Here is a 24,250-nt window from a genome sequence, read left to right as displayed (position 1 = left end):
TATGCAAAAGAGACAGATTAAAGGCATTATATTTATCGTTCTATACCTCCTTTTCCTTGTATGGGTTAAAAGCTGGTTAGGGCTGATTTTGCTACCTCTCCTAATCGATATCTACTTTACAAGGTTTATCCCTTGGGGATTTTGGCGTAAATACACCAACCCCATAGCCAAAACATTGTTTAGCTGGTTTGATGCCATCCTTTTTGCACTAGTTGCGGTATATTTCGTCAACATATTTGTGTTCCAAAACTACCAAATCCCTACTTCTTCTCTTGAGAAATCACTATTAGTGGGTGATCACCTATTTGTTAGTAAACTTAGTTACGGACCACGCATACCCAATACACCAATTGCACTACCTATTGCACACAACACACTCCCTAGCGGTGGTAAATCTTATTTTGACTCACCTCATTGGGACTATAAACGTGTAAAAGGACTTGGAGAGATTCAAAGAAATGACATTGTTGTTTTCAACTATCCTGCAGGTGATACTGTTGCCTCAGACCTGACCAATGTAGACTTCTACAGACTGGCCTACGAAATTGGCTACAATGTCAACAAAAACATGCCTTTGCTCGACAGCATGTCAACCCAAGAACAACGAAACTACTTTGAGAGCATTTATACCGAAGGCCGTAAGGTTGTCGAAACTTTGCCTCAATATTATGGTGAGATCATAAGTCGCCCAGTTGACCGAAGAGATAACTATGTAAAACGTTGTTTAGCACTACCAGGAGACACTTTACAGATCATTGATAGTAAAGTCTATATTGATGGTAAATTAAACCCCGATGCCCCCGATGTACAGTTTAACTACTACGTACAGACTACAGGCCCTAGAATTCCTGAAAAGGTGTTTAAAGAGCTTGGTGTTAATAACGACGATAAATACCTATTCCGAAGAGATGTTCGAGTTGAAGACAGAGCGAGCAATAATCAAATTGTTTATCATGCAGAAGGTCTGAATAACGAAGATTTAGAGAAAGTTATAAATAAGTATTCCAACTCGGCAAGATATGCGGTATTGGTCATCAATGGTGCTGAAGCAAACTTCTTAAACCAAGAAGGATTTGACTCAAATGGTTTTAGAGCTGACGATAAGTTTATCTATAAGATTCCTTTGACCAAGGAGATGTATCAAACCCTTAAGGTTAATACAGCTTTAATCTCAAAAATTATTCAAGAGCCAAACACGGCACGCATAGCCGATGCTAACTATCAGAAGCTCCTAATCTACCCACTTAGCGGTTATACCAAGTGGGACAAAAACGACTATGGGCCTATTTGGGTGCCAAAAAAAGGAGAAACAATAGAGCTTAGTCTAGAAAACCTGCCAATTTATGAAAGATGTATCGCTGTTTATGAGGGCAATAAGCTCGAAGTAAAAGACGGTAAGATTTATATCAATGGAGAGCAAACAGACAAGTATACCTTCAAGATGAGTTATTACTGGATGATGGGTGATAATAGAGACAACTCGCTCGACTCCAGATATTGGGGATTTGTGCCTGAAGACCATATTGTGGGTAAACCTCTATTTATTTGGCTATCTTTAGAGAAAGACAACGGATGGTTTGATGGAAAAATTCGTTGGAACCGCTTCTTTAAATGGGTTAAGTAAAAAAGTTCTTGAGCATGAGAAAACTAAAAAAATGGATAGCAATTACAGTTGGAGTACTCCTCATTGCAGGAATACTTCGACTGTTGCTATTTACCTCATGCTATATCCCTAATCAGGGTATGGAAGATAGCCTTAAGCAAGGCGATCATATCATAATCAATAAGACCAGCTATGGCTTTACAACACCTTTTAGCAACAAAGTAATAGGTGACAGAAGCCCCAAGCAAGGAGATATTGTACTCTTCTACAATCCTGCAAATACGCAAGCTCCACTACACCAAAAAGAGATATACACTAGCCGCTGTATGGGACTTCCTGGAGATACCTTATTGGTCAATGCTCAGTTTGAAATAGAACAAGAGGATCTATTCTTCAGCCCCGATCAAAAAAAACAATACAGTTACAGCAGTCGATACAAAGCAACTATTGACTCCGTTATAAACCTACTAGAAATAACAGTAAACCCTGCTTCTGAGCGAAACGACTCCTTAGTACAAAGTCTGAGTAGCTACGAATATTACCTAATAGCCCAAAAGCTAGGAAGAGAAGATAGCATAACGGTCAAAGACCTAAGTGACAACTTGGAATATCATTTTGTTATACCTAAAAAAGGTGAAAGTATCAAAGTAGAACCTTGGAACATAGCCTTGATACATAACACCATACTGCTTCACGAGAGAAAAACAACAACCGTTAAGAGTAATAAATTATGGGTTGAGAACCAGCCTGTAGAGAGCTATAGATTCGGACAAGATTATTACTGGATGGTAGCTGGAAACAGTAAAAACACGGTGGATTCAAGGCAGTTCGGCTTAGTACCTCAAAGCCATATCATCGGAAAGGCTAGCTTTATCTGGTTCTCCAAAGATCCCAACCAAGGACTCTTTTCGGGCTACCGTTGGAACAGAATTTTTCAGCCCATCTATTAAACGAAAATGAATAAAACGCTTTACTTAAGTTCGGCCTACATGGCTCCAATTCAGTATTATCAAAAACTAGTGTCTAACCCCAACACTGTTATTGAACAATACGATAATTATACCAAACAAACTTACCGAAACCGATGCCATATAGTGGGTGCCGAGGGTGTCCAAAACCTTACGATTCCTACCGTTAAGGCAAGTACACCGAAGATTTCAATGAAGGATGTAGAGATTTCACAACATGGAAATTGGAAACATATCCATTGGAATGCTATAGTATCAGCCTATAATAATAGCCCCTATTTTGAGTTTTATGCTGACGAGTTTGCCCCCTACTACCACGACAAAGATTTTAAATACCTACTAGACCTCAACGAGTCACTACAAGAACTAATTTTGGAACTTTTAGACTGCCAGAAGAGCTATAGCTATTCATCAGAATACAAAATGGATTTTGAGGGGAATGAGTTGGATTTAAGAGAGGTGATTCACCCCAAGAAGAGCTACCTGGAGATAGACCCAAACTTTGATGTTGTAGCTTATCACCAAGTCTTTAAGCAGAAACACGGCTTTATACCGAATCTAAGCATTATTGATTTACTGTTCAATAAAGGCCCAGAGTCGGTATTCTACCTCGATTTATCATTTATAGATAAGATAAAATAACTTATCTTCATCAAATATTTCGTTAGCAACATTCAATAGGTCTACAGCAGTAAGTGAGGTAATCTTATTGTAGATGGTTTCGAAGCTATCGCATTTACGGTGGTGTAGATATGTTTTACCCATTCCGAGTGCCAAACTTTCACTACTATCTGAAGCTACACCAATTTGACCAAGTAATTGCTTCTTAGCCATAGATAGCTTTAAGCTAGTCAATCTAGTTTCTCGGAATTCTTTCAGCTCTTTAAGCACTAAGTCAATACAGCGATCAGCATCGGAGTCATCGGTACCAAAATAGATTGAAAACACTCCAGCATCGGTATACGAGGTCAAATTAGACTCAACAGAATAGACCAAACCGTTACGTTCACGAAGCGAAAGATTAAGCTTATTATTCATCCCTGGTCCGCCCAAGATATTATTGAGTAGGTATTGTGCATCACGATTTTTATCCAACTGATAAAAAGACCGAGAACCAATCATTACATGCGACTGATGGGTATCTTTTAGCTCAATTTTTTTTGTTGGGGGTATTATAACTGGAGATTCACGGAAAAGAGGTATAACATCCGATGGGATGCCTTTAGTAAAGTTTTCTAGGGTATTAACAACTCGTTTAAGTGAGAGATTTCCTCGAACAAAAAACACCATGTTATTGGGTCGGTAAAATCGAGAAGTAAAATTGTGTACATCCTCAGATCTGTAGGTTTTAAGCTTCGAGGCTTCACCAAGAATATCACGCCCTAAGGGATGATCCTGGAATACTTGGTTCTCAAACTCATCAAAAATTAGCTCAGAAGGGCTGTCCTTATAAGAGACAATCTCCTCTGCAATAACTTCAACTTCCTTTTCAAGCTCGTCCTGTGGGTAGGTCGAATGAAAAACAATATCTGTCAAAAGATCAACAGCTCTACTGAAATGTTCGACTAAGAAAGCTGAATAGATGACGGTTTCCTCTTTGCTAGTATAAGCATTTAAATCACCACCAACATTCTCCATCCTGTTTAGGATATGCCATGCTTTACGATGCTTAGTCCCCTTGAATAATAAGTGTTCAACCAAATGAGCCATACCCGATTCAGTGTATAATTCGTCTCGGGTTCCTGCATTTACAGCATAACCACAATAAGCTACTTTCGACTCTGTTCGATCAAGTATAACTCGTAATCCATTGGATAATTCATATTCTAAGTAACTCACGCTGACCTCTCTTTATTATGTTAAGGCTACAAAACTAAGCAAAAGATATGGTCATTAATAAATATTTGTGGATATTTGCAAAAGAACTAATCACTTTTAAGTATGAATAGTATTGGCGTTTTTTGCTCAGCTTCATCCAATATAGATGTAATCTACACAGATAATGCAGCATCTTTTGGAAAATGGCTTGGAGAAAATAAGAAAACCCTAATATATGGCGGGGTTGATAGAGGTCTAATGGAAATTATTGGCAAGGCAGCCCATCTGGCTGGAGGCAAAGTAATCGGAATCGTTCCTACAAAACTACAAAACCATGCGAGTCAATATCTGGATGAAAAAATGATAACAGAGAGTCTTAGCGATAGAAAAGATAATATCTTAAAGCTATCTGATAAGCTCATCGCTTTTCCTGGTGGTATTGGTACGTTAGATGAGGTGTTTCATGTATTGGCATCACTTTACATTGGTAGTCACGACAAGAAAATCATCTTCTACAATATCAACGGCTACTATTCTAGTTTACTAACCTGCTTGGCCGACTACAAAAGAAAGGGATTTATAAGTTCTAATTTATCTGACCTCTATGAGGTTGCAAATACAGATACAGAACTCAAAACACTATTAAAATAACAACCATACTACAATGATTGAGGCTATTAAAGCATTATTAAAACAAGAAGCTGAAGCTATTTCAAATATTCCAGTTACTAGCGAATACGAAAAAGCAGTTGAGCTAATTGTTAAGCAGATACACCAAAAGAAAGGTAAACTAGTAACCTCAGGAATGGGGAAAGCTGGTCAAATAGCAATGAATATTGCTACTACATTTTGCTCTACGGGTATCCCCGCTGTATTTTTACACCCCAGTGAAGCCCAACACGGCGACCTTGGTGTATTACAAGAGAACGATTTATTTCTGATGATTTCGAACTCAGGAAAAACGAGAGAGATTGTTGAGTTGGCACGACTTTCTCGCCAATTATTACCCAATATACAATTTATTGTGATCACAGGAAATCTCGATAGCCCACTAGCCAAGGAAGCGACTATCGCACTTAGCACAGGCAACCCTAAAGAGGTTTGTGAGCTTGGAATGACTCCTACAACTTCTACAACAGCGATGACTGTTATTGGAGATATACTAGTTGTTGAAACCATGAAATGTACTCAGTTCACCATCGAAGAATATTCTAAGAGACACCACGGTGGATATTTAGGCGAAAAGTCAAGAAGTCTATGTTCTGATCTATAATCAACAAAAGACATTTTAAATAACACATAAATGGGTGACTTCCCAGGGCGATAAAAGCCCTTATGGGTAGGTTACCCATTTTTATTTAATCAATATAGAGTCACTTATCAAACTAGAAGTGAATAAAGAGCTACTTACAAAGCCTACAAAGCATTTTTAGAAGCATACCTACCAGAATAGGAAATCATGACTAAAACCACCTGTTAAACAGATGGTTAAGGAGTATAATTAGTCTTAAAAAAATATATACTTTATCTATTTAAAAGAACAACATACCAAATATTCCAAATTAACACCTATCTTTGCATCACCTTACACTGGTAGTGATATGCTTATAAGACATTTATTCAGGACATTTATTCTCTTTTTATTGTTTACATCTTGCTCAAAGTCTTCATCACAAATATCCATTACTTGTGAAGAAAATCAAGTTGGTAACAATATCATTGTTTGGGAAACAACCCCCATTAAAGAAGGTATTGTACGAGTATTTGCAGGTAATTCTCCCTATAACATTGTCGAAGACACCCCTATTGCAATGGCTAATATTGGAGATCAACGTCTAGTTATAATCAATAATAACCCTTCTGTTCGCAATTTCTACAAAGTTGTTTTCAACAACGAAGAGCGAATAGTAGTAGGAAGCCGAAACATAAACATTCCTAATGTTCAAAACTTTAGAGATTTAGGTGGATATCCAATCCACTCTACTAAAAAGAGAACAAAATGGGGAATGGTTTATCGTACAGGAAACCTTGACAATATTGACGCAAAAGGAATTGCACGACTTAAAAACCTAAACATTAAAACAGTTATAGATTTAAGACCGCTTAACGAGCAAAAGCAAAACCAACTACTAGACAATAACTTTAAAACAATTTCAATTCCAGTATCTTGTAGAGATACTGAAGACCTAATTAATCAAATAGGGAATAAAGAGATAACACGTAAGGAGTTAAGAGCATATATGCAATGCATCTATACTCAACTTACTAAAGAGAATAACGAACAATATAAACAAATATTCGACTTGCTTTTGGACAAAGCAAACTACCCTATCGTTTACCAATGCGCTGCTGGAAAAAGGCAAAGTGGTATAGTATCATACATACTACTGAGCATATTAAACGTTAATGAGGATATTATCAAAACAGATTATAAACGATCAAATAACTTTATAGATATCTCGGAGGCATACGTCTATGCTTCTAATCTATCGAATAATGCCCAAGAAGCTTTAACTGCATTACTTTTAACTCAAGATGAGTATTTAGATGCAGCAATCCAAGAGGTTAAGTCAAGTTACGGGAATATTGACTCCTTCATGACCGAAGGGCTTGGATTTACAGACAACGATCTTAAAAAGCTTCAATCTATGCTGCTGGAATAATTAAAGACAGTCCTTCTCCCAAATTTTTGCTATTCTGTCACATAGCACAAGACCGTAACAAACGTATACAAAAGATTATTTAAATTGATGAAAAATTTTCAAGAGCTTGGTGTATCTGCAGAGATCATCAAAGCAATCCAAGAATTAGGGTACGAACACCCTATGCCAGTACAAGAAGAAGTAGTTCCTTATTTACTAGGTGAAAACAACGATGTCGTAGCTTTAGCTCAAACAGGAACAGGTAAAACAGCAGCATTTGGATTACCTATTATTCAAAAAGTAAATGTAGATTTCAATTCTCCTCAGTCTTTGGTACTTTGCCCAACGCGTGAGCTTTGTTTGCAAATTGCTGATGACTTACACAACTATTCTAAATATATCAAAGGACTAAAGGTATTACCTGTTTATGGTGGATCATCTATTGAGAGCCAAATCAGAAGCCTTAAAAGAGGTGTTCACATTATTGTGGCAACTCCAGGTCGTCTTTTAGACCTTATGAAGCGTGGTACAGTGTCATTATCAACCATTCAAAACGTGGTAATGGATGAAGCTGACGAAATGCTAAATATGGGCTTTACCGAAAGTATCAATGCAATTCTTGCTGATGTTCCAAAGAACAGAAACACGCTATTATTCTCGGCTACAATGAGCCCTGAGGTAGCTAGAATCGCTAAGAAATACCTTCAAAACCCAAAAGAAATTACCATCGGTCGTAAGAACGAAAGTACAGCTAATGTTAATCACGTTGCTTACAAAGTTCACGCTAAAGATAAATACGCAGCTCTTAAGAGAATTGCCGATTTTAATCCTAAGATTTATGGTATTATCTTCTGTAGAACTCGTAGAGAGACTCAAGAGATTGCCGACCTATTAGTAAAAGACGGTTATAGCGCAGACTCACTTCACGGTGATTTATCACAAATCCAACGTGATGCAGTAATGCAAAAATTCCGTGTCAAAAGCGTACAACTGCTTGTAGCTACAGACGTAGCTGCACGTGGACTTGACGTAGATGATCTATCTCACGTTATCAACTACGGTCTTCCTGATGATGCTGAAAGCTATACTCATCGTACAGGTCGTACTGGTCGTGCTGGTAAAACAGGTACTGCTATTGCAATTATGAACCTTAGAGAAAAAAGCAAACAACGCGAAATCGAACGCATCATTGGTAAGAAATTCGAAGAGGGTAAACTACCAACAGGTGAAGAAATTTGCGGTAAGCAAATCATCAAGGTTATCGATGATATCGAAAAAGTAAAAGTGAACGAAGAAGAAATCGAGCACTTCTTACCTGAGATCTATCGTAAACTCGATTGGTTAACCAAAGAAGATGTTATCAAACGTATGGTTTCAATTGAGTTTAACCGCTTCTTAGAATACTACCAAGGTAGAAAAGATATCGAAAACGCACAAGATGGTGACAGAAGAGATCGTGATCGCTCAGATCGTGGTGATCGTGGAGATCGCAATGACCGCAGCCGCAACAGACGTGAAGAAGGTTCTCGTAGCCCTAGACAAGCCGACGCAGGTTACTCTAGACTATTTATCAACTTGGGTAAAACAGACAACTTCTATCCTAGCGAACTAATTGAACTACTCAACAAAAACACTTCTAAACGAGTGGATTTAGGTCGAATCGACTTAATGAGAAACTTCTCGTTTTTCGAGGTTGAAGAGAGAGAAGCTCGCATGGTACTTGATAGTTTGAATAACAAATCGTGGGGTGACCGCAAAATTGTTGTAGAACTAGCTGGTGACGATAGCAATAAATCTTCATCAAGAAAAAGACCAGATAGAGAAAATAGAGAAAGAAGACCAAAAAACAAATACGGTAAATCTAACCGCTAGTTTAAGGTTATCTGAAAAAAGGTGCTAGTTTAGCCCTAATCATATAAAAGCCCCGTCGTTACATTAAGTTGTAGCGACGGGGTTTTGCTTTATGTTTTTCTTAATCTATCGAAAATCCTACCTCTTGGTAGAACTCAGCAATATACTCTTGCATAAATTGATGTCGCTTATTTGCTATAATTCTAGCAGATTGGGTATTCATCTTGTCTTTCAGTTTAAACAGCTTGTCGTAGAAGTGCTGAATACTAGAATTGATCTGTTCATACTTATGAGGACTGAACAGAATGCGGTTCTTGCTTCCTCCATAAGCAAAGCAGCGAGCAATACCAATTGCACCAATAGCATCTAGCCGATCGGCATCCTGCACAATCTCAGCTTCTATAGAGTAGGGTGTATTCCCCTTACTAAAAGAGACCTGGGATACCACCTCAACAATCCGGTCGATTACCTGCTGTTCAACGTCCAGTGAGCTAAGAAAGTCATTAATTAACTCTTCGGACTTGTCAACCCCATCGTGTAATTTATGATCTCCCAAATCGTGTAGCCAGGCAGCAAGCTCTACAACAAAGCTATCGGCTGGTTCGGTAATCAAAATCTTTCGGGCATTGATTACCACTCGCTGTATATGATAATAGTCGTGACCTGTGCTTTCGGTTAAGAAAACCTCTCGTATATGTTCTTGCGCTCGAATCAGAATCTCAGCTTTACTTATCATTTTTATTATTCTAAATTTTACGATACTTACAGTTAGCATACGCCAGTAAAGACCTATTTACAGGTTTCTAGACGCAATATATTATGATAAAGATAAATGAAGTTTTCATTAAACGAAGATTCTGATCAATAAACCAGCTAAGAAACTCACGCAAATTTGCCTATCTTTACACCCAAATCATCTTGATTATTAAAGACATGAATAGAAATACCATCACAGGATTCCTTTTCGGAATCTTGTCCTCTTCAACCTTCGGGCTAATTCCACTCTTCACCCTACCGCTAATAGCTGAAGGATTGCAATTCCCATCCATACTGATGTATAGATTCATTTTCGCCTGCCTCGTACTGGCTAGCCTACTCTTAGTAAAGGGAGTTTCACTCCGACTAACCCGAAAAGAAATCCGTGGATTAATCCTTTTGGCTGTTCTCTACGATATCTCATCACTATTCCTTTTCTGGGGATTTCACCTTATTTCGAGTGGCGTTGCCGTAGCCATACACTTTATTTACCCCGTCTTTACTACTCTATTAATGATGATTTTCTTCAAAGAAAAGAAGTCGTTTTGGCGGATATTTGCCATACTTACTGCCATACTTGGAGTAGCTCTACTGTCAATTAATGGTGGTGACACTCAGCTCTCCATTTGGGGTATCATTATTGTCCTTATATCAGGGTTTGGCTATGGAGCTTATCTTGTAGCCTTAAACCAACTCAACCTAAAGATGAATCCTCTTAAGTTGACCTTTTACGTTTTCTTATTTGGAGGACTAATTCTTTTTGCGGGTATTACCTCTTTCTCTGAGATACAAGTCATTCCCTCATGGCGATCATTTGGTTTTTTAAGCCTACTAGCCATCGTGCCAACCATACTATCGAATCTAGCATTAATTAAAGCTGTAAAAGCCATAGGATCGACCATAACATCAGTGCTAGGTGCCATGGAGCCTGTCACAGCATTAGCCATCGAAATGTTATTCTTTGGTGAGGTATTTACACTTCAAATAGGGTTTGGTATAGCACTAATCCTGACTGGTGTAATGCTCATCATCCTAAAGAGATAATACAATAGATAAAGAATTCAAAAAAGCGAGACTACCAACAAATCGGATAGTCTCGCTTTTTAAATATTAAGAAACTTACAAGCTTAGCAAAGCTGCTTATTTATCTAGAATGATTTTCAACTTCTTAGCTTTCACTCGGGTTTTAAGCCAATCTTGAAGCTTTATTCTCTCCTCGGAAGTAAAGTCTCTATCAGTTCTTAGTACGGCCAACATTACAGTATCCGACTTCATGGTTTTGGTATCTACCTCTGTGGCTTCGAATATGGAGAACTTCTCTACCGAAGGATAAAGTACAGTCAGTTCAGGAGCAATCGTACTACTCATTTGGCTGTACTCTTTGTAGCGTTGTACGGTCGATTCTAAGAGCTTGATTTGTTCCTCATTCGACTGGATTTTCATTCGGCTCTCCTTGTAAAAATCTTCCATAAGTGAGGCTTTAATGGTGCTTAAGTCGGGAGTATTGCTATCACCTAATCCTTGAATAACGACAAGTCGTGTATCTTTAAGATTGTACTTTGGTAGTTTTTGACGCGCCACATTGATCGCTGCTTCGGGAACTTCTGCTCCAACCAAGACAACTCGAATCTCACGCTCTTTATTAGAATCGTTCAGGTGAATCGTTTTATCGATAATCTGAGTATTATCAAATTGAAGCTCCTCGGCTATAAAACGGCTAGCAGAGTTCTTGAACACAGTCTCTTTAATAATACCCGTGGTTAAGTAAATGGCAGGCACCATAGTTAAAATAACAATCAGTACAATATATTTACGAACCTTCATCTCACGAGTTTTGTCAACAAACTCTTTGGGCCTGAACTTCATTACTCGAACACCAATAAAGGTAGCTACGGCAATAAATACAGAGTTGATAAAGTAGAGGTAAAAAGCACCTAAGAAAAAGGCGAGGTTGCCTGTTGCCAGTCCATAACCTGCTGTACAAAGAGGAGGCATAAGAGCAGTGGCAATCGCCACACCTGGAATCACATTTCCCTTCTCTTTTGTAGAGAGTGCAACTACACCTGCCAAGCCCCCAAAGAGTGCAATCAAAACATCGTAAATATTGGGTGAAGTACGAGCCAAAAGTTCTGACTGCGCTTCAGCCAAAGGAGAGATTAAGAAGAATATGGTAGAGGTAACCACACTAAAAGCCGTAGTGATTAAGAAACTCTTAAATGAACGCTTTACCAAGTCGAAATCACTAACACCTACAGCCAAACCAATACCCATAATTGGGCCCATTAGCGGCGAAATTAACATCGCACCAATGATTACGGCTGTCGAGTTAACATTGAGCCCTAACGAGGCCATAAAGGTGGCAAAAATAAGAATCCAAAGATTAGCACCTTTGAAAACAACACCTTTTCGAATAGAGTCTACCGCAAGACTCTCGTCATCTTTGTCTTTGTGAAGATCTAGATACTCACTCAAAAATGAGCGTATAGCAAATACATTTCTTTTGTCTGTTTTCATTCTGCTATGATTTAGTTAATCGGTTTAGAAGAGGAATCTTCCGCAGTGGCAAATCTTTTTTTAGTACATAAGCCACATAGATTATTAATAAAACTGTTCTGTAAGTCAATCGTAAATATAAGTTAGATATCTCTACTTGTGTACCCAGAAGGTATAAAAAGAGTGTCAGAAAAACATAACCAGCAATACGCTTCATGTCGTAAGGGATGGGGTTTTTCATTTGCCCTACAATATAAGAGAGCAAGGTCATTAACGCATAACCCACCAAACCTGCATAAGCTGCTCCCATATAACTATACTTAGGTATCCACAAGATATTCAAAGTTATAATAACACCGCAACCTATGATCGAAAAATATGCTCCCCACTTGGTTTGTTCTGTGAGCTTATACCAATAGGAAAGATTAAAATAGACACCAATCAAAATTTCGGTAAGCATAACAATGGGTACAACGATTAAACCTACGCGATATTCAGACTGAATAATATACTGAATCACGTCTAGATAGAAGACGACTCCAAGAAAGCCCAAAAGCGTGAAGATGATGAAAAACTTCATCACATCGGCATAGGTTTTTCGGCCATCACCCTGACGGTTTTTATTAAAAACAAAGGGCTCGTAAGCATAACGAAAGGCTTGCGTACTCATCCCCATGATCATGGCAATCTTACTGGTCGCTCCATAAATGCTCAGCTGAGATAAACCCTCTGCCTCATTTGGATAAACAATGGGGAATATTATCTTATCAAATGTTTGACTCAACACCCCTGCAACACCCAAAATTAGGATTGGGAATGAATACTTGAACACGCGCTTAAAGAGCGGTAAATCGAAGATATACTTCATACGTCTTAGCTCAGGCACAAAGAACAACAGCTGCAAACAGGTTGCTATAAGATTGGCCACAAAAACATACCCCGCCAAATCCTCTACATTGAACCAAGCAAATAGGGATGGCATAGACTTTTTCAGGTCGGGAGCCAAAACCAAGAAGAATAAGTTTAGTGCAATATTGCTAACAATAAAGAATATCTTGATTGAAGCAAACTTTATGGGCCGCTTCATGTAGCGTAAGTAAGCAAATAAGATGCTCATAAAAGCATCGAGTGCAACTACAATAATCATCATACCCAGATATTCGGGGTGCTGCCCATATTCGAGCAATTGAGCTATTGAGCCTAAATTAAGCAAGCATAAAAACACAAATAATAGCGAGCTCACTCCTACTGAAATCAAAATTGTAGAAAATACACGGCTAGGATTCTCCGTCTTTTTATTGGCAAAATAGAAAAAACCCGTCTCCATACCATAGGTCAGAATCACCAACAGTAAAGCAATAATCGCATACATATTGGTAACCACACCGTAACTTCCACTCTCCACAGTCATCTTGTAAGAGTATAGCGGAACAAGTAGATAGTTTAAAAAACGACCTACGATGCTACTCGCACCATAGATCATTATATCTTTTACTAATCGCTTACTCTCCCCTGCTGAGGTTTGTTTATTGCTGGTCATAGTTGAGAGATTAAAATAGATTTTGCTGTTTAGACTCGGGGGTTCTACCCAAATGGGTATAAGCCAATGGGGTGACTTCACGTCCTCGAGGAGTACGCTTAATGAATCCTTCTTTGATTAAGAAGGGTTCATAAACCTCTTCGATAGTACCTGTATCTTCACCCAAAGCTGTAGCGATGGTAGTAATCCCGACAGGACCACCGCCAAACTTATCTATAATGATGCAAAGTATCTTATTGTCGATTTCATCCAGGCCGTAACGGTCAATGTTTAATGCCTCAAGTGCATACTTAGCAATTGCTACATCAATCGTTCCATCACCTTTTACTTGAGCAAAATCACGAACACGCCGAAGCAATGCATTACAAATACGAGGTGTACCCCTACTTCGAGATGCAATTTCTTCAGCCGCTTGAATCTGGCACGGAACATCTAAGATATCAGCCGAACGGTTAATAATACGGGTCAACACATCGTCGTCGTAATATTCTAGGTGCAAGTTAATACCAAATCGAGCACGAAGTGGAGCTGTCAACAAACCACTTCGGGTCGTTGCTCCCACCAAGGTAAAAGGATTTAGTTCGAGCTGAATGCTTCGAGCCGAAGGCCCTTTGTCGATCATGATATCTATTCGGTAGTCTTCCATAGCCGAATAAAGGTACTCCTCGACTACGGGCGAAAGACGATGAATCTCATCAATAAACAATACATCATTGGGCTCAAGACTCGTCAACACACCAGCCAAATCACCTGGCTTGTCGAGCACAGGCCCAGAGGTTACTTTAAAGCCCACCTGAAGTTCGTTAGCAATGATGTTCGATAATGTCGTTTTGCCCAGACCTGGAGGCCCATGCAACAACACATGATCGAGTGCTTCACCTCGTAAGCGTGCAGCTTTAACAAATATAGTAAGGTTCTCAACCACCTTTTCTTGCCCATTAAAATCGTCAAACGATAAAGGACGCAACGCATTCTCGAATTCAGTTTCGCGAGTGGTTAATTGGTGGTCTCGGATATCAAAATTATCTTCCATTATATAAACTATTTCACAAACAAAGGTAATAAAAAGAATCAGCCAGCACCCTCAGTATTCAGCATAAAAGATGGCCCATACTCAGGGAGTCAAATCGAGTAAGTGGTTTGCTTGCTCCGACTAGGTACTTTACTACAAATGACCTAGTCGTTTTGGGCTATCAATGGCCCACATGAAGGTCAAGACCAACTAATTATGCCTTATACTTGTATAGGTAGACACATTTCGGGTTTAATCACTAACTAAGTAGACATAATCTTTATACGCATACTGAATAAATAGTCATATTTGATTCTACTGCATTAAAGGAACTCTACTTAGTTTTTCATTTTGTTTTTAAAGTTAAATAATTCACTCAGTATTGTGCAGGGTAAGCCCTATTCTTTTTATATACCTTTAGCTTCCATAATTTTACTTGGTTGCCCTCTTGTAAATGGGCTACATCTGGAGTTTGCATTTTTAAACTCATATGGGGACGCCTTTTGTTATAATACTCGGGTGAAGTTAAACAGTTTTGTCTTGAGCTCTTTAAAGTCTTTAAACTGCTTCTGCCTGTAAATTAGCTCCTGCTTAATAATACCATTTACTCTTTCTGCTATTGCATTATCTGTGGGTTTAGAGTCTTGTGTCATACTAATGCTAATATTATAATTATTAAGTTCTTTCACATAATCAGTACTACAGTATTGTTTTCCTCGATCTGAATGGTGGATTAAGCCCTCTAATGAGTTTTCTTTAGTATAGTCGATAGCCATTCTAAGAGCATCTATGCTGTGGACTGCTTTTAGAGAGTTTGCTAACTTCCAACCCATTATCCGACGAGAGTATGCATCAGTTATTAAGTGTAGATAGCTAAAACTTTCCGCCGTGTCAATGTAAGTTATATCACTAACCCATAACTCATTAGCCTTAGTTATTTTAAGATCTTTAATCAAGTTTTTATATTTACGAAAGCTATGATTTGAGTTTGTTGTTCGTCGAGGTTTGGGTGCTGGTAACACCAAAGCATGCTTTCTCAATAGTCCAATAAAGGCATCTCTACCAATCATGAAGTCCTGCCCAAAGATATCCCTGAGTTGTATGTGAAGCTTTACAGAACCAACCCCTGGAGCCTCTGATCGAATCTCTTTAGCTGCAACGATAAGTTGTTTTTCACGAGTTAACCTCTCTAAATAATCTGTTTTGAGTTGATAATATGCTTGTCTACAGTGGCCAAACAATCCACAAGCAGTTGTAATATGCAAGCCATGCTGCTTGTGGAGTACTGTTACTGCTTGGCCCCAGATTTTTTTCGGATGCGAATACCCTCATGCTCCTCAGCTACATCTATTAGAGTGTTTAGAGCAAGCGTCTCTAATTTTGAATAAGCCAAAGCCTTTTCCAACTCTTTTACTCTTGCTTCCAAGAGCTCTTGAGCCTCACTAGTCTGAGGTTTCTTTTTCATATCTTGACTATATTTACAGTCAGAAGATAATTCTAATTCTTCAAAGCTAAACCTCTCTATCCAAGAATTTATCAAAGTAGGAGTTCCTAACTTGAATTTTCTTGCTGTTCCAATACGGCTAGATCCTGACTCAAAGTGGTCACGTAAGATATCCAGTCTCTCCAAGTCTGTATATCTATTCTTCTTCTTTGTTTTCATTAATTATTATAATTAATGAAATGTGTCTACCTTTTTCAGGAAAAGTCACATTACACACTAGCTTTAAAAATCATACAGAATTCCTTGTGATTAGAATCTGCAGCCTATTTCTACTTACGTGTCAATTTGCTTTTCAAACCCATATGTTTCATACATTTAGCTACTATTGATCTTAACTCCTAGCTCTCGCCTTTGTTCCACTAAGATAAAGATGGTTTTATCTCTTAACCACTTCTGCTGATAAAGTTAGCAAGGCTAATTTTTCAAAACACCACTCCCCATAAACAAAAAAACTCGTCTAGAGCTACCTTAGTTAGCTACAAGACGAGTTTATGATTACAAAATATTATTTTACTCTAACACGAACCTAACTTTACTCTTTATGTTGGTAGAAGAGTTACCAATGTGTGCGATAAAATCACCAGGTTCTGCCACCCATTCATGTTTTATATCGTCAAAGAACGAGAGATCCTCTTTGCTTAAAGTCATTGATACAACCTGCTCTTCGCCTGGTTCTAGCCAAACTTTACGGAAGCTCTTTAACTCTTTTATTGGGCGTGGAAGAGACGATTTAACATCTTCAACATAAAGCTGAATAACTTCGGCACCAGCAACACTACCTGTGTTTTTTACAGAAACCTTAAACTCAATTGTATCGTCGATCTGCATTGTTTTCTTATCAGCAATAGCCTTGCCAAAACTAAATGAGGTATAACTCAAGCCGTGACCAAAGCTAAATAGTGGTTTGATGTTATGTTTATCCAACCATCTGTAACCTACAAAAAGCCCCTCTTTATACTCTACATCATCACCTCCAGGATACGCATTCAAGGCGTGTGCACCATTATCATCTAGTTGTGCATAGAAAGAGAAGGGGAGTTTTCCACTAGGATTAGTATCGCCAAAAATAACCGAAGCCAATGCATTACCAGCCTCTGTACCCAAGAACCAACCTTGTAAAATAGCTGGCACAGATTTTACCCAAGGCATAGACACAGCATTACCAGAGATGTTTACCACCAACAAATTAGAATTTGCTTTAACAAGTGCCTCAATCAAATCGTCTTGACCATAAGGCAGACCTAAACTAGCTCTGTCGTTGCTTTCACTATCCTGACCACTACTCTTGTTTAAACCACCCACAAAGATAACTACATCGGCATCTTTTGCTGCCGATACGGCTTCGGATATTAACTCCTCTTTAGAACGATTGTCCGATAGGTCGGTACTACTTCTCAGACCATCTTGAACCGTCAAAACATCACCTACATATCCTCTTGCAAAGGTTACTTTAGCATTATCTCCTACTCGAGCTTTGATTCCGTCTAGTGGAGAAACCTCGTACTTAGCCTTGAGAGAAGAGCTACCTCCACCCACAGTCATCGGTTTAATAGCATTCTCACCCACTACTAAAATATGAGTGCCAATGCTGATGTTGAATGGCAGTGTTTTTTTATCATTCTTAAGTAGTACAATACCCTCTTCAGCTATTTGGCGACCCACAAGAGCATGCTCTTCTGTGCCAAAACTACCCAAAGGACGATGTGGATTTAAGTTTGTTCGGTAAATAAGACGTAAAATATTACGTGCTTTCTCATTAACAACATCTTCACTGAGCTCGCCAGATTGCAACATCTTTAAAAATGGCTGAGCCAGATAATAGCTATCATACGCATTACTAAGTCCCTCTGTTAACCCGTCTGTCCAAGTTCCGAACTCCATATCTAGCCCATAAAGAGCAGCTTCCCGAGTATCCATAACACCACCCCAGTCAGAGACAACAACACCATCAAAACCCCACTCTTTACGAAGAATGTCATTGAGAAGGTAGTCGTTGTGGCAGCAATATTGATTGCGATACTTGTTATAGGCACCCATTATGGCCCACGCACCACCCTCTTGTACTGAGGCTTTAAAGGCTGGTAGATAAATTTCATATAGCGTACGATCGTCCACTATAACATTTACACCATGACGATTAATCTCCTGATTATTGAGTGCAAAGTGTTTTACACAAGCGGCAACACCGTTAGATTGTACCCCTTTAATATAAGGAACGACCATGCGAGAAGCCAAGAAAGGGTCTTCCCCCATGTACTCAAAATTGCGTCCATTAAGTGGTGTACGATAGATGTTTACACCTGGTCCTAGCAGTACATTTTTATTACGATATCGAGCTTCTTCACCAATGGCTTTACCATAAATTTGGCTCATATGCTCATTCCATGTGGCTGCCAAACAGGTTAATGCAGGAAAAGCAATACACGAATCGTTCGTCCAGCTTGCCTGATCCCATTCGTCCCATAAAACTTCTGGACGAATACCATGAGGTCCGTCGGTCATCCAGTTTTCTGGAATACCCAAACGTGGAACACCTGCCGAACTAAATTTACTCTGAGCGTGACAAAGTGCCACCTTCTCTTGCAAAGTAAGCTGCTCTAGCACACGCTCTATTTTACTCTCCATATCTTTATCCCAGCCATCGGGAAACCTATGTAGCGACTGAGCCATTGCATTTACAGCAAGAAAACTTATCACTAACATTAGCATTTTTCTCATATCTAATTCTGTTTTTTATCTATTACTTAATTTCAAAATCAGTACCTAGTGTAGCACTGCTATCCGTACCAACCCATATCTTAAAATCACCTGATTCGATTAACTTATCTCCTTTGGCATTGTAAAAGCCAAGCTCTTCTGCGGGAATGGTAAAGGTTACTTGACGACTCTCGCCAGCCTTTAATTCCACTTTCTTAAATCGCTTCAACTCCTTAACTGGACGAACCACACTACCGACTAAATCTCTCACATAGACCTGAACCACCTCTTTACCATCTCGATTACCGTTATTGGTTAAAGTTACAGAGACGTTCAATACTCCATCTTTAGCCAACTCCTTTGGATAGATATTTAAGTCAGTGTAGCTGAAAGTGGTATAGGAGAGCCCATAGCCAAATGGGAATAACGGATCACGACCAGAATCTAAATAAAAAGAGGTGTTTCCTAGTGAAGTTTGACCTGCCTCAAGTGCAATGTCTTTTAAAGTCATAACCTGACTAGGAGCAGGACGGCCCGTATTGTTGTGGTTATAGTACATCGGAATTTGTCCTACCTCACGCACAAAGGTTGTAGGGAGTTTTCCACTTGGATTCTCCTTACCAAACAATAAATCTAAGATTGCAGGACCACCCATTGTACCTGGATGAAAATTATACAACACGGCATCGGCATGAGCCAAATCCCGCTCAATGGTAAGTGGCCTACCCGCCATAACAACCATAACAACGGGCTTACCCACGCTCTTTACAGCTGCTAAAAGATCTGATTGTTTACCGATAAGATTGATATCAGAGAGTGAGTGTGCCTCGCCCGAGAGGATAGATTCTTCGCCTACAAAAACAACGGCAACATCCGACTCACGAACTGCTGCTTTTGCTGCTTCAAACTGGCTCGTATTCTCATCTCTAGAGTATCTTAATGCAGGCTCATAAACATAATTAATAGCCGAATGTGTGCTCTGAAGAGCTTTTAGAGGAGTTACAGTACGCTCTTTCTCTCCATCAAATACCCAAGTACCCATTTGATCGTGTGGCGCATCGGCCATTGGTCCGATAATTGCTACTTTAGTACCCTTTGCTAAAGGGAGCGTATTACCCTCATTTTTCAAGAGTACAGCCGATTCTACTGCGGCCCTTTCTGCAGCATCTAAATGGCTGTCGGCATACATTACTGAGGCCTTTTCGATATCTACATAGGGGTTATCAAATAGACCTAAATCGAACTTTAAACGTAAAATATTCGTAACCATACCATCAATATCAGACTCTTTAACCTTGCCTTCTTTAACCAACTCTGGTAGATGATTGAGGTAAACTTGAGAGACCATATCAATGTCTAAAAGTGCATTGGCTGATAGTTCTGCTGCATGTTTGGTGTCTTTAGAAAAACCATGGGCAATCATTTCTGCAATAGAGGCCCAGTCAGATACTACAACTCCTTTAAAACCCCATTTTCCACGAAGTACTTCATCCAATAAATAACCATTCCCTGAAGAGGGAATACCATCGTTATCATTGAAAGAGGTCATCAGCGTTGCTGCACCACTCTTTATAGTGGTCTCAAAAGGAGAGAGATAGACATTGTGCATCAAGGCTGCAGGAATATTGGTGCTGTTATAGTCTCGACCACCCTCAGAGGCACCGTAACCAACAAAGTGTTTGACACAAGCTGCCATTGCTGCATCGGAAGATAAATTCCCTTTTCCCTGAAAACCATCGACCATAGCAACACCCATAACAGAGGTTAGATAAGGATCTTCACCGAAAGATTCCGCTATTCTACCCCATCGTGCGTCACGAGAGATATCTAGCATCGGAGCAAAAGTCCACTGTACACCAACCGAACGTGCCTCTTTTGCAGCGACCTGTCCACCCTCTTCTACAAGGTCTGGATTAAATGAGGCTGCTTGACCCAACGGAATTGGGAAGATTGTTTTATATCCATGAATAACATCACGTGCAATGATTAAAGGGATGCCCAAACGGCTATCCTCTACCGCAGCACGCTGAATACGGTTAACCAAAACAGGATCGACCACGTTGAGTAAACTACCCACTTCGCCACGACGTATCGGAGCGAGTACGGCTTTGTCAAACTCCATATCGTTAGCAGAGACAACTAGCTTAACCTTTTTGGCATGGCTCATTTTCTGAATCTTGGCTGGGTTATGCCCTAACTTTTGCAACCAATCATCAAGTTCTTTATCGGCTAAAGTTGTTATCTGCTTTGTATCTAATCCGAAGTAACTATTTTGGTTCATCTGACCTATTTTCTCTTCTAAGGTCATTTCTTTTACCAAATTAGCAACCTTCTCATCCGTAGTCTGTTGGCCAAAAGCTAAAAGACTACTACCCAATAGGAGTGTTATACTTAGTAAACGTTTTATTTTCATAAATTATATTCGTTATTAGAGTTATCCATCAAGTCTTTAAAATAGTATGGCGGCCCTAAACAGAGCCTCCATACTAAAATTTAACACATACTAAATCTCTTTTACCGTAAGAACTACTTTATCTAATCCTGCAGTAACATCTACCGTAAATTGGTAGGTACTACCCACAGTTAGAGACTTATCTTCTATAATTCCTAAATTACCACTGTCACGACCATTATCGCCATTGCCCACAAAAACAAGGTCACTATCTGTAGAGAGTGCGTCCGAACCAAACTCACTTCCCCACTCTTTTTGATAGAAGAACTTGAAGTCAATAGAGTCTTCGGATACATTTTTACCTGCAACTAGTGTAACCCTATACTTGCCCTTCTCTATTGGAGCCATGCAGACTGCATTACCAGGGTTCCATCCTGTTGTATTTGCCAAAGAAGGTTTACCAATATTGTCTCCAATAATCCAGATTGCTCCAGAACCATCGGGCTGTAACGTAGCTAATTCACCGTTATCAAGCACTTCAACACGTAGGTATTCAAGTTCAAAGTTTGCTGTAATTCTGTACTCCCCCTCTATTGGTTTAAAAATCAGCTTATCCTCTTCTTTCGAGAAGAAGTCTTGATCTATCCACCAAGTATCAAAGCCATCTATACCATCTACAACCACCTCATTTCCTGGTTCTAAATTTAGGTCGATGCTAAAGTTGTTCTCATCTGCTCTATTCATAGGCTCACCATTAATGGTGTAGCCAATAATAAATGGAGCAGCATTGTAGGTCAGTGTATTGAACGATATTTTATACTCTCCCGCAGAAGAATTTGAGAAAGGAATAGGCCTAGTAGTTTCCTCTTTCACCTGATCGGCATCCCAGCCAAATGTCATCACATTTCCTCTATCTGTCAGCGTTGGAGTTTTAATATACCCAGGCACTTTGCTAGGGAAACTCTCTTCAGCCACGTACTCATAGTTTGTAGTAGGCAGTAATTTATATTCCTTATCTGCAGTAACCAATGTTAAGTAAGGATATTCTGGTCTGGTAAGGGGTAATTCAAACTCTTGCTCTGTAATACCTAGATTAATATTCTGTAGTACAAAGACCAAAGTGGCTGTACCATTCGGAATATCTTTCAAGAATGGAATGTATATTTTACCCTCATATTCGTCATATGTTTTGGTACGTATCACTGTTTCGGACACCATTTCGTCACTGAAAAACAGACGTGCCTTTAGTGTAGATAGTGGTACATTATCTGCATCAGCAACACCTATATTAAAAGATAGGCTATCGCCAAACATCACATTTTCTAACTCAACTGCATCTAATTCGATCGTAATTACAGGGTTTCCTGGACCTTTATCGTCGTCGGAACAACTATATAAGAACAGGCTAAGAAACAAGCCCATAAGGGTATATATGTGTTTTTTCATAATTCTAATCTTTTATTTTTTCCACTGATAAGAAGTAACAGCCTTAGCAGGAACGGTATATGTAAAGTTTTTCGTACCGTCGTTTACTGTTACTTTTTTAACTTCGCTTGTATTGTTCAATAACACAAATGCATAACTACCATCATTATTGTCGAAAGCACTGTAAGTAACGCCCTCTGCTGTGTATCCAGTTGTGCCGATACGAGTAGCATCTGGTTTTACTACCGATGATAAGTGACCAATGATGTAGTAGTGCGAGTTTCTTGTAATGGTTTTATAATCTCCTTTATCAAGCGTTACTGCCCCGTAACAAGTTTGGCAACCTCCATCTCTATTAGGTCCTTTTTCAGAATCCAACATCAAGTTCCAGACAACAACAGCCTTACACCAGTTATTAACAGTACCAAGAGCCACTTCTGCCATATCTTCCATCAGTCTTTTACTTAGGTTTTTACCATCGTTCCACTCTCCTATTGAGGTCTCTGTAAAGATTAACTCTTTATTTGGATAGCTATCGTGTACACGATTAAGCTCTTCACGATTTCCACCGTAATTATGAAATGCAGCACCTGCAACATAGCTTTCAGCCTCTTTGTCTTTGTAGATTTTACCCACGTAGTCTTGCTCAGAACTGATGTTATCGTAGTTGTAATTGTGGTCAAACAGGTATATTTTTACTTGATCTAATCCACTCTCTTTGAACTTAGGCCCTAAAGCCGATTTAATAAAGTCTCTTTGCTCTTCCCAGCTCATGTACATAGATGCCGAATTTCCTCTATTTAATGGCTCATTTTGAACTGTAATACCATAGATATTAATACCATTTGCTTGCATTGCATTTACCCATTTCACGAAGTAAAGTGCATAGTCTTGGTAATATTTAAGATTAAGCTGGCCATCTGTCCAAGAGTTAAAAGGTTTAAGATCTGTTAAGTTATTCACCTTCATCCATCTTGGTGGAGTCCATGGAGAACCTAAAATCTTCACCTCTGGATTGATGGATAGAATTTCTTTTAGAATTGGAATAACATAATCTAGCTCTTCACTTTGAAGTGCGAAATTCTCAATTCCTGGTGTATCACAACAAGTATATTCACTCAGGGAGAAATCCGAACAACCAATAGATATACGGATGTAGCTATACCCCATTCCTTCTGTTGTAGAAAAGGTCTCTTTTAAGAACTTAGTTCTATCAGCAGGAGCCATCTTTAGCAGGTTATAACAAGTAGAACCCGTTACAGCTGCCCCAAAGCCATCCATATTTTGGAATCTTTGAGACGGATCTAGCGTAATTGTAGTTGGCGACATGCTAGGCCTTTTATTGAAATCTACTGCAAAAGCTTTGAAATCTGCCGTTCGGTCGTTGGTTGTAACATAACCCGTAACATCGCCCGTAACGTCAGGCTTCGGCGGATTGATAATATTCTCCTCTTCGCTGCTGTTACCGCACCCTGTGCACGCCATTACAACAAGTAAATAGCTTAGCAGAATCATTCTATTCTTTATATTCATCTTTATTTGTTTATAT

At 39.2% G+C, this 24,250-nt stretch carries 19 protein-coding genes and 1 pseudogene; 8 read left to right on the top strand and 12 right to left on the bottom strand.

All coding sequences use genetic code 11. The features are described from left to right. Position 1 precedes the first annotated feature (1 nt). Genes lepB (B091_RS0101050) through B091_RS0101040 form a run of 3 tightly spaced genes read left to right on the top strand, consistent with a single transcriptional unit; the run spans position 2 to position 3,213 of the window. Positions 2-1,624, top strand: coding sequence for a signal peptidase I (gene lepB / locus B091_RS0101050; protein ID WP_018108147.1), 1,623 nt, complete (start codon positions 2-4; stop codon positions 1,622-1,624). A 14-nt stretch (positions 1,625-1,638) separates the two neighbouring features. Then, a complete protein-coding gene (lepB, locus tag B091_RS0101045; protein WP_018108146.1) occupies positions 1,639-2,553 on the top strand; it encodes a signal peptidase I in 915 nt (304 codons plus the stop codon). Between the two features lie 6 nt (positions 2,554-2,559). Continuing rightward, positions 2,560-3,213 (top strand): WbqC family protein, encoded by a 654-nt coding sequence (locus B091_RS0101040; RefSeq protein WP_025069329.1) that lies wholly within the window; start codon positions 2,560-2,562, stop codon positions 3,211-3,213. Here B091_RS0101040 and B091_RS0101035 read toward each other — a convergent pair. Next, positions 3,190-4,410 carry a M16 family metallopeptidase gene (locus B091_RS0101035; protein WP_018108144.1) on the bottom strand — a complete coding sequence of 407 codons (1,221 nt, stop codon included), beginning with the start codon at positions 4,408-4,410 and terminating at the stop codon, positions 3,190-3,192. The genes B091_RS0101040 and B091_RS0101035 overlap by 24 nt on opposite strands. A gap of 102 nt (positions 4,411-4,512) precedes the next feature. On the opposite strand from B091_RS0101035, the gene B091_RS0101030 reads away from it, so the two are divergent. From B091_RS0101030 to B091_RS0101015, 4 genes are all read left to right on the top strand, one after another. Then, the gene (locus B091_RS0101030) at positions 4,513-5,040 is read left to right on the top strand and encodes an LOG family protein (protein WP_018108143.1); all 528 of its coding nucleotides are present in this window, start codon (positions 4,513-4,515) and stop codon (positions 5,038-5,040) included. 13 nt (positions 5,041-5,053) lie between these two features. Then, entirely contained in the window at positions 5,054-5,662 is a 609-nt protein-coding gene (locus tag B091_RS0101025; protein WP_018108142.1) for an SIS domain-containing protein, read from the top strand. A gap of 328 nt (positions 5,663-5,990) precedes the next feature. Beyond that, positions 5,991-7,052, top strand: a complete 1,062-nt coding sequence (locus tag B091_RS0101020; RefSeq protein WP_018108141.1) for a tyrosine-protein phosphatase — start codon at positions 5,991-5,993, stop codon at positions 7,050-7,052. An 87-nt stretch (positions 7,053-7,139) separates the two neighbouring features. Continuing rightward, positions 7,140-8,903 (top strand): DEAD/DEAH box helicase, encoded by a 1,764-nt coding sequence (locus B091_RS0101015; RefSeq protein ID WP_018108140.1) that lies wholly within the window; start codon positions 7,140-7,142, stop codon positions 8,901-8,903. 100 nt (positions 8,904-9,003) lie between these two features. On the opposite strand, the gene B091_RS0101010 is transcribed toward B091_RS0101015, so the two are convergent. Further along, on the bottom strand, positions 9,004-9,618 hold the full coding sequence (locus B091_RS0101010) for an HD domain-containing protein (RefSeq protein ID WP_018108139.1): 615 nt from the start codon (positions 9,616-9,618) through the stop codon (positions 9,004-9,006). Positions 9,619-9,815: 197 nt separating this feature from the next. On the opposite strand from B091_RS0101010, the gene B091_RS0101005 reads away from it, so the two are divergent. Then, entirely contained in the window at positions 9,816-10,682 is an 867-nt protein-coding gene (locus B091_RS0101005) for a DMT family transporter (RefSeq protein WP_034524944.1), read from the top strand. Between the two features lie 96 nt (positions 10,683-10,778). Here the strand turns inward: B091_RS0101005 and B091_RS0101000 are convergent, their stop codons facing one another. From B091_RS0101000 to B091_RS0100960, 10 genes and pseudogenes are all read right to left on the bottom strand, one after another. Then, complete coding sequence (locus tag B091_RS0101000) at positions 10,779-12,152, bottom strand: TIGR00341 family protein (protein ID WP_018108136.1); 1,374 nt, start codon at positions 12,150-12,152, stop codon at positions 10,779-10,781. A gap of 4 nt (positions 12,153-12,156) precedes the next feature. Continuing rightward, positions 12,157-13,671, bottom strand: coding sequence for a lipopolysaccharide biosynthesis protein (locus B091_RS0100995; protein ID WP_018108135.1), 1,515 nt, complete (start codon positions 13,669-13,671; stop codon positions 12,157-12,159). Between the two features lie 10 nt (positions 13,672-13,681). Beyond that, entirely contained in the window at positions 13,682-14,704 is a 1,023-nt protein-coding gene (gene ruvB / locus B091_RS0100990) for a Holliday junction branch migration DNA helicase RuvB (RefSeq protein WP_018108134.1), read from the bottom strand. Between the two features lie 355 nt (positions 14,705-15,059). Further along, positions 15,060-15,200, bottom strand: a pseudogene (locus B091_RS13020) (hypothetical protein); the annotation flags it as partial. Beyond that, complete coding sequence (locus B091_RS11615) at positions 15,190-15,924, bottom strand: IS3 family transposase (RefSeq protein ID WP_018108132.1); 735 nt, start codon at positions 15,922-15,924, stop codon at positions 15,190-15,192. The pseudogene B091_RS13020 and the gene B091_RS11615, both read right to left, overlap by 11 nt. Before the next feature lie 47 nt (positions 15,925-15,971). After that, the gene (locus B091_RS0100980; protein WP_018108131.1) at positions 15,972-16,346 is read right to left on the bottom strand and encodes a transposase; all 375 of its coding nucleotides are present in this window, start codon (positions 16,344-16,346) and stop codon (positions 15,972-15,974) included. Between the two features lie 351 nt (positions 16,347-16,697). Further along, positions 16,698-18,905 (bottom strand): glycoside hydrolase family 3 C-terminal domain-containing protein, encoded by a 2,208-nt coding sequence (locus tag B091_RS0100975; protein WP_018108130.1) that lies wholly within the window; start codon positions 18,903-18,905, stop codon positions 16,698-16,700. Between the two features lie 22 nt (positions 18,906-18,927). Next, positions 18,928-21,297, bottom strand: a complete 2,370-nt coding sequence (gene bglX, locus B091_RS0100970; protein ID WP_018108129.1) for a beta-glucosidase BglX — start codon at positions 21,295-21,297, stop codon at positions 18,928-18,930. A gap of 90 nt (positions 21,298-21,387) precedes the next feature. Beyond that, positions 21,388-22,722 (bottom strand): DUF5125 domain-containing protein, encoded by a 1,335-nt coding sequence (locus B091_RS0100965; protein ID WP_026166276.1) that lies wholly within the window; start codon positions 22,720-22,722, stop codon positions 21,388-21,390. A 12-nt stretch (positions 22,723-22,734) separates the two neighbouring features. Beyond that, positions 22,735-24,234 carry an endo-1,6-beta-glucanase gene (locus B091_RS0100960; RefSeq protein ID WP_425303979.1) on the bottom strand — a complete coding sequence of 500 codons (1,500 nt, stop codon included), beginning with the start codon at positions 24,232-24,234 and terminating at the stop codon, positions 22,735-22,737. Between the last annotated feature and the right edge of the window lie 16 nt (positions 24,235-24,250).

Origin of the sequence: Bacteroides propionicifaciens DSM 19291 = JCM 14649 (assembly GCF_000375405.1) — a bacterium.
In the GTDB taxonomy this organism is placed as follows: Bacteria; Bacteroidota; Bacteroidia; order Bacteroidales; family Bacteroidaceae; genus Bacteroides_E; species Bacteroides_E propionicifaciens.
The sequence above is the reverse complement of the archived record's forward strand: the minus strand, read 5'-3'. Positions and strand labels throughout refer to the sequence as shown.

What these genes read in the sequence shown, in the direction of transcription:
- lepB (WP_018108147.1), top strand. Translation starts at nt 2, where the DNA reads ATGCAAAAGAGACAGATTAAAGGCATTATATTTATCGTTCTATACCTC.
- lepB (WP_018108146.1), top strand. Translation starts at nt 1,639, where the DNA reads ATGAGAAAACTAAAAAAATGGATAGCAATTACAGTTGGAGTACTCCTC.
- B091_RS0101040 (WP_025069329.1), top strand. Translation starts at nt 2,560, where the DNA reads ATGAATAAAACGCTTTACTTAAGTTCGGCCTACATGGCTCCAATTCAG.
- B091_RS0101030 (WP_018108143.1), top strand. Translation starts at nt 4,513, where the DNA reads ATGAATAGTATTGGCGTTTTTTGCTCAGCTTCATCCAATATAGATGTA.
- B091_RS0101025 (WP_018108142.1), top strand. Translation starts at nt 5,054, where the DNA reads ATGATTGAGGCTATTAAAGCATTATTAAAACAAGAAGCTGAAGCTATT.
- B091_RS0101020 (WP_018108141.1), top strand. Translation starts at nt 5,991, where the DNA reads ATGCTTATAAGACATTTATTCAGGACATTTATTCTCTTTTTATTGTTT.
- B091_RS0101015 (WP_018108140.1), top strand. Translation starts at nt 7,140, where the DNA reads ATGAAAAATTTTCAAGAGCTTGGTGTATCTGCAGAGATCATCAAAGCA.
- B091_RS0101010 (WP_018108139.1), bottom strand. Translation starts at nt 9,618, where the DNA reads ATGATAAGTAAAGCTGAGATTCTGATTCGAGCGCAAGAACATATACGA.
- B091_RS0101005 (WP_034524944.1), top strand. Translation starts at nt 9,816, where the DNA reads ATGAATAGAAATACCATCACAGGATTCCTTTTCGGAATCTTGTCCTCT.
- B091_RS0101000 (WP_018108136.1), bottom strand. Translation starts at nt 12,152, where the DNA reads ATGAAAACAGACAAAAGAAATGTATTTGCTATACGCTCATTTTTGAGT.
- B091_RS0100995 (WP_018108135.1), bottom strand. Translation starts at nt 13,671, where the DNA reads ATGACCAGCAATAAACAAACCTCAGCAGGGGAGAGTAAGCGATTAGTA.
- ruvB (WP_018108134.1), bottom strand. Translation starts at nt 14,704, where the DNA reads ATGGAAGATAATTTTGATATCCGAGACCACCAATTAACCACTCGCGAA.
- B091_RS0100980 (WP_018108131.1), bottom strand. Translation starts at nt 16,346, where the DNA reads ATGAAAACAAAGAAGAAGAATAGATATACAGACTTGGAGAGACTGGAT.
- B091_RS0100975 (WP_018108130.1), bottom strand. Translation starts at nt 18,905, where the DNA reads ATGAGAAAAATGCTAATGTTAGTGATAAGTTTTCTTGCTGTAAATGCA.
- bglX (WP_018108129.1), bottom strand. Translation starts at nt 21,297, where the DNA reads ATGAAAATAAAACGTTTACTAAGTATAACACTCCTATTGGGTAGTAGT.
- B091_RS0100965 (WP_026166276.1), bottom strand. Translation starts at nt 22,722, where the DNA reads ATGAAAAAACACATATATACCCTTATGGGCTTGTTTCTTAGCCTGTTC.
- B091_RS0100960 (WP_425303979.1), bottom strand. Translation starts at nt 24,234, where the DNA reads ATGAATATAAAGAATAGAATGATTCTGCTAAGCTATTTACTTGTTGTA.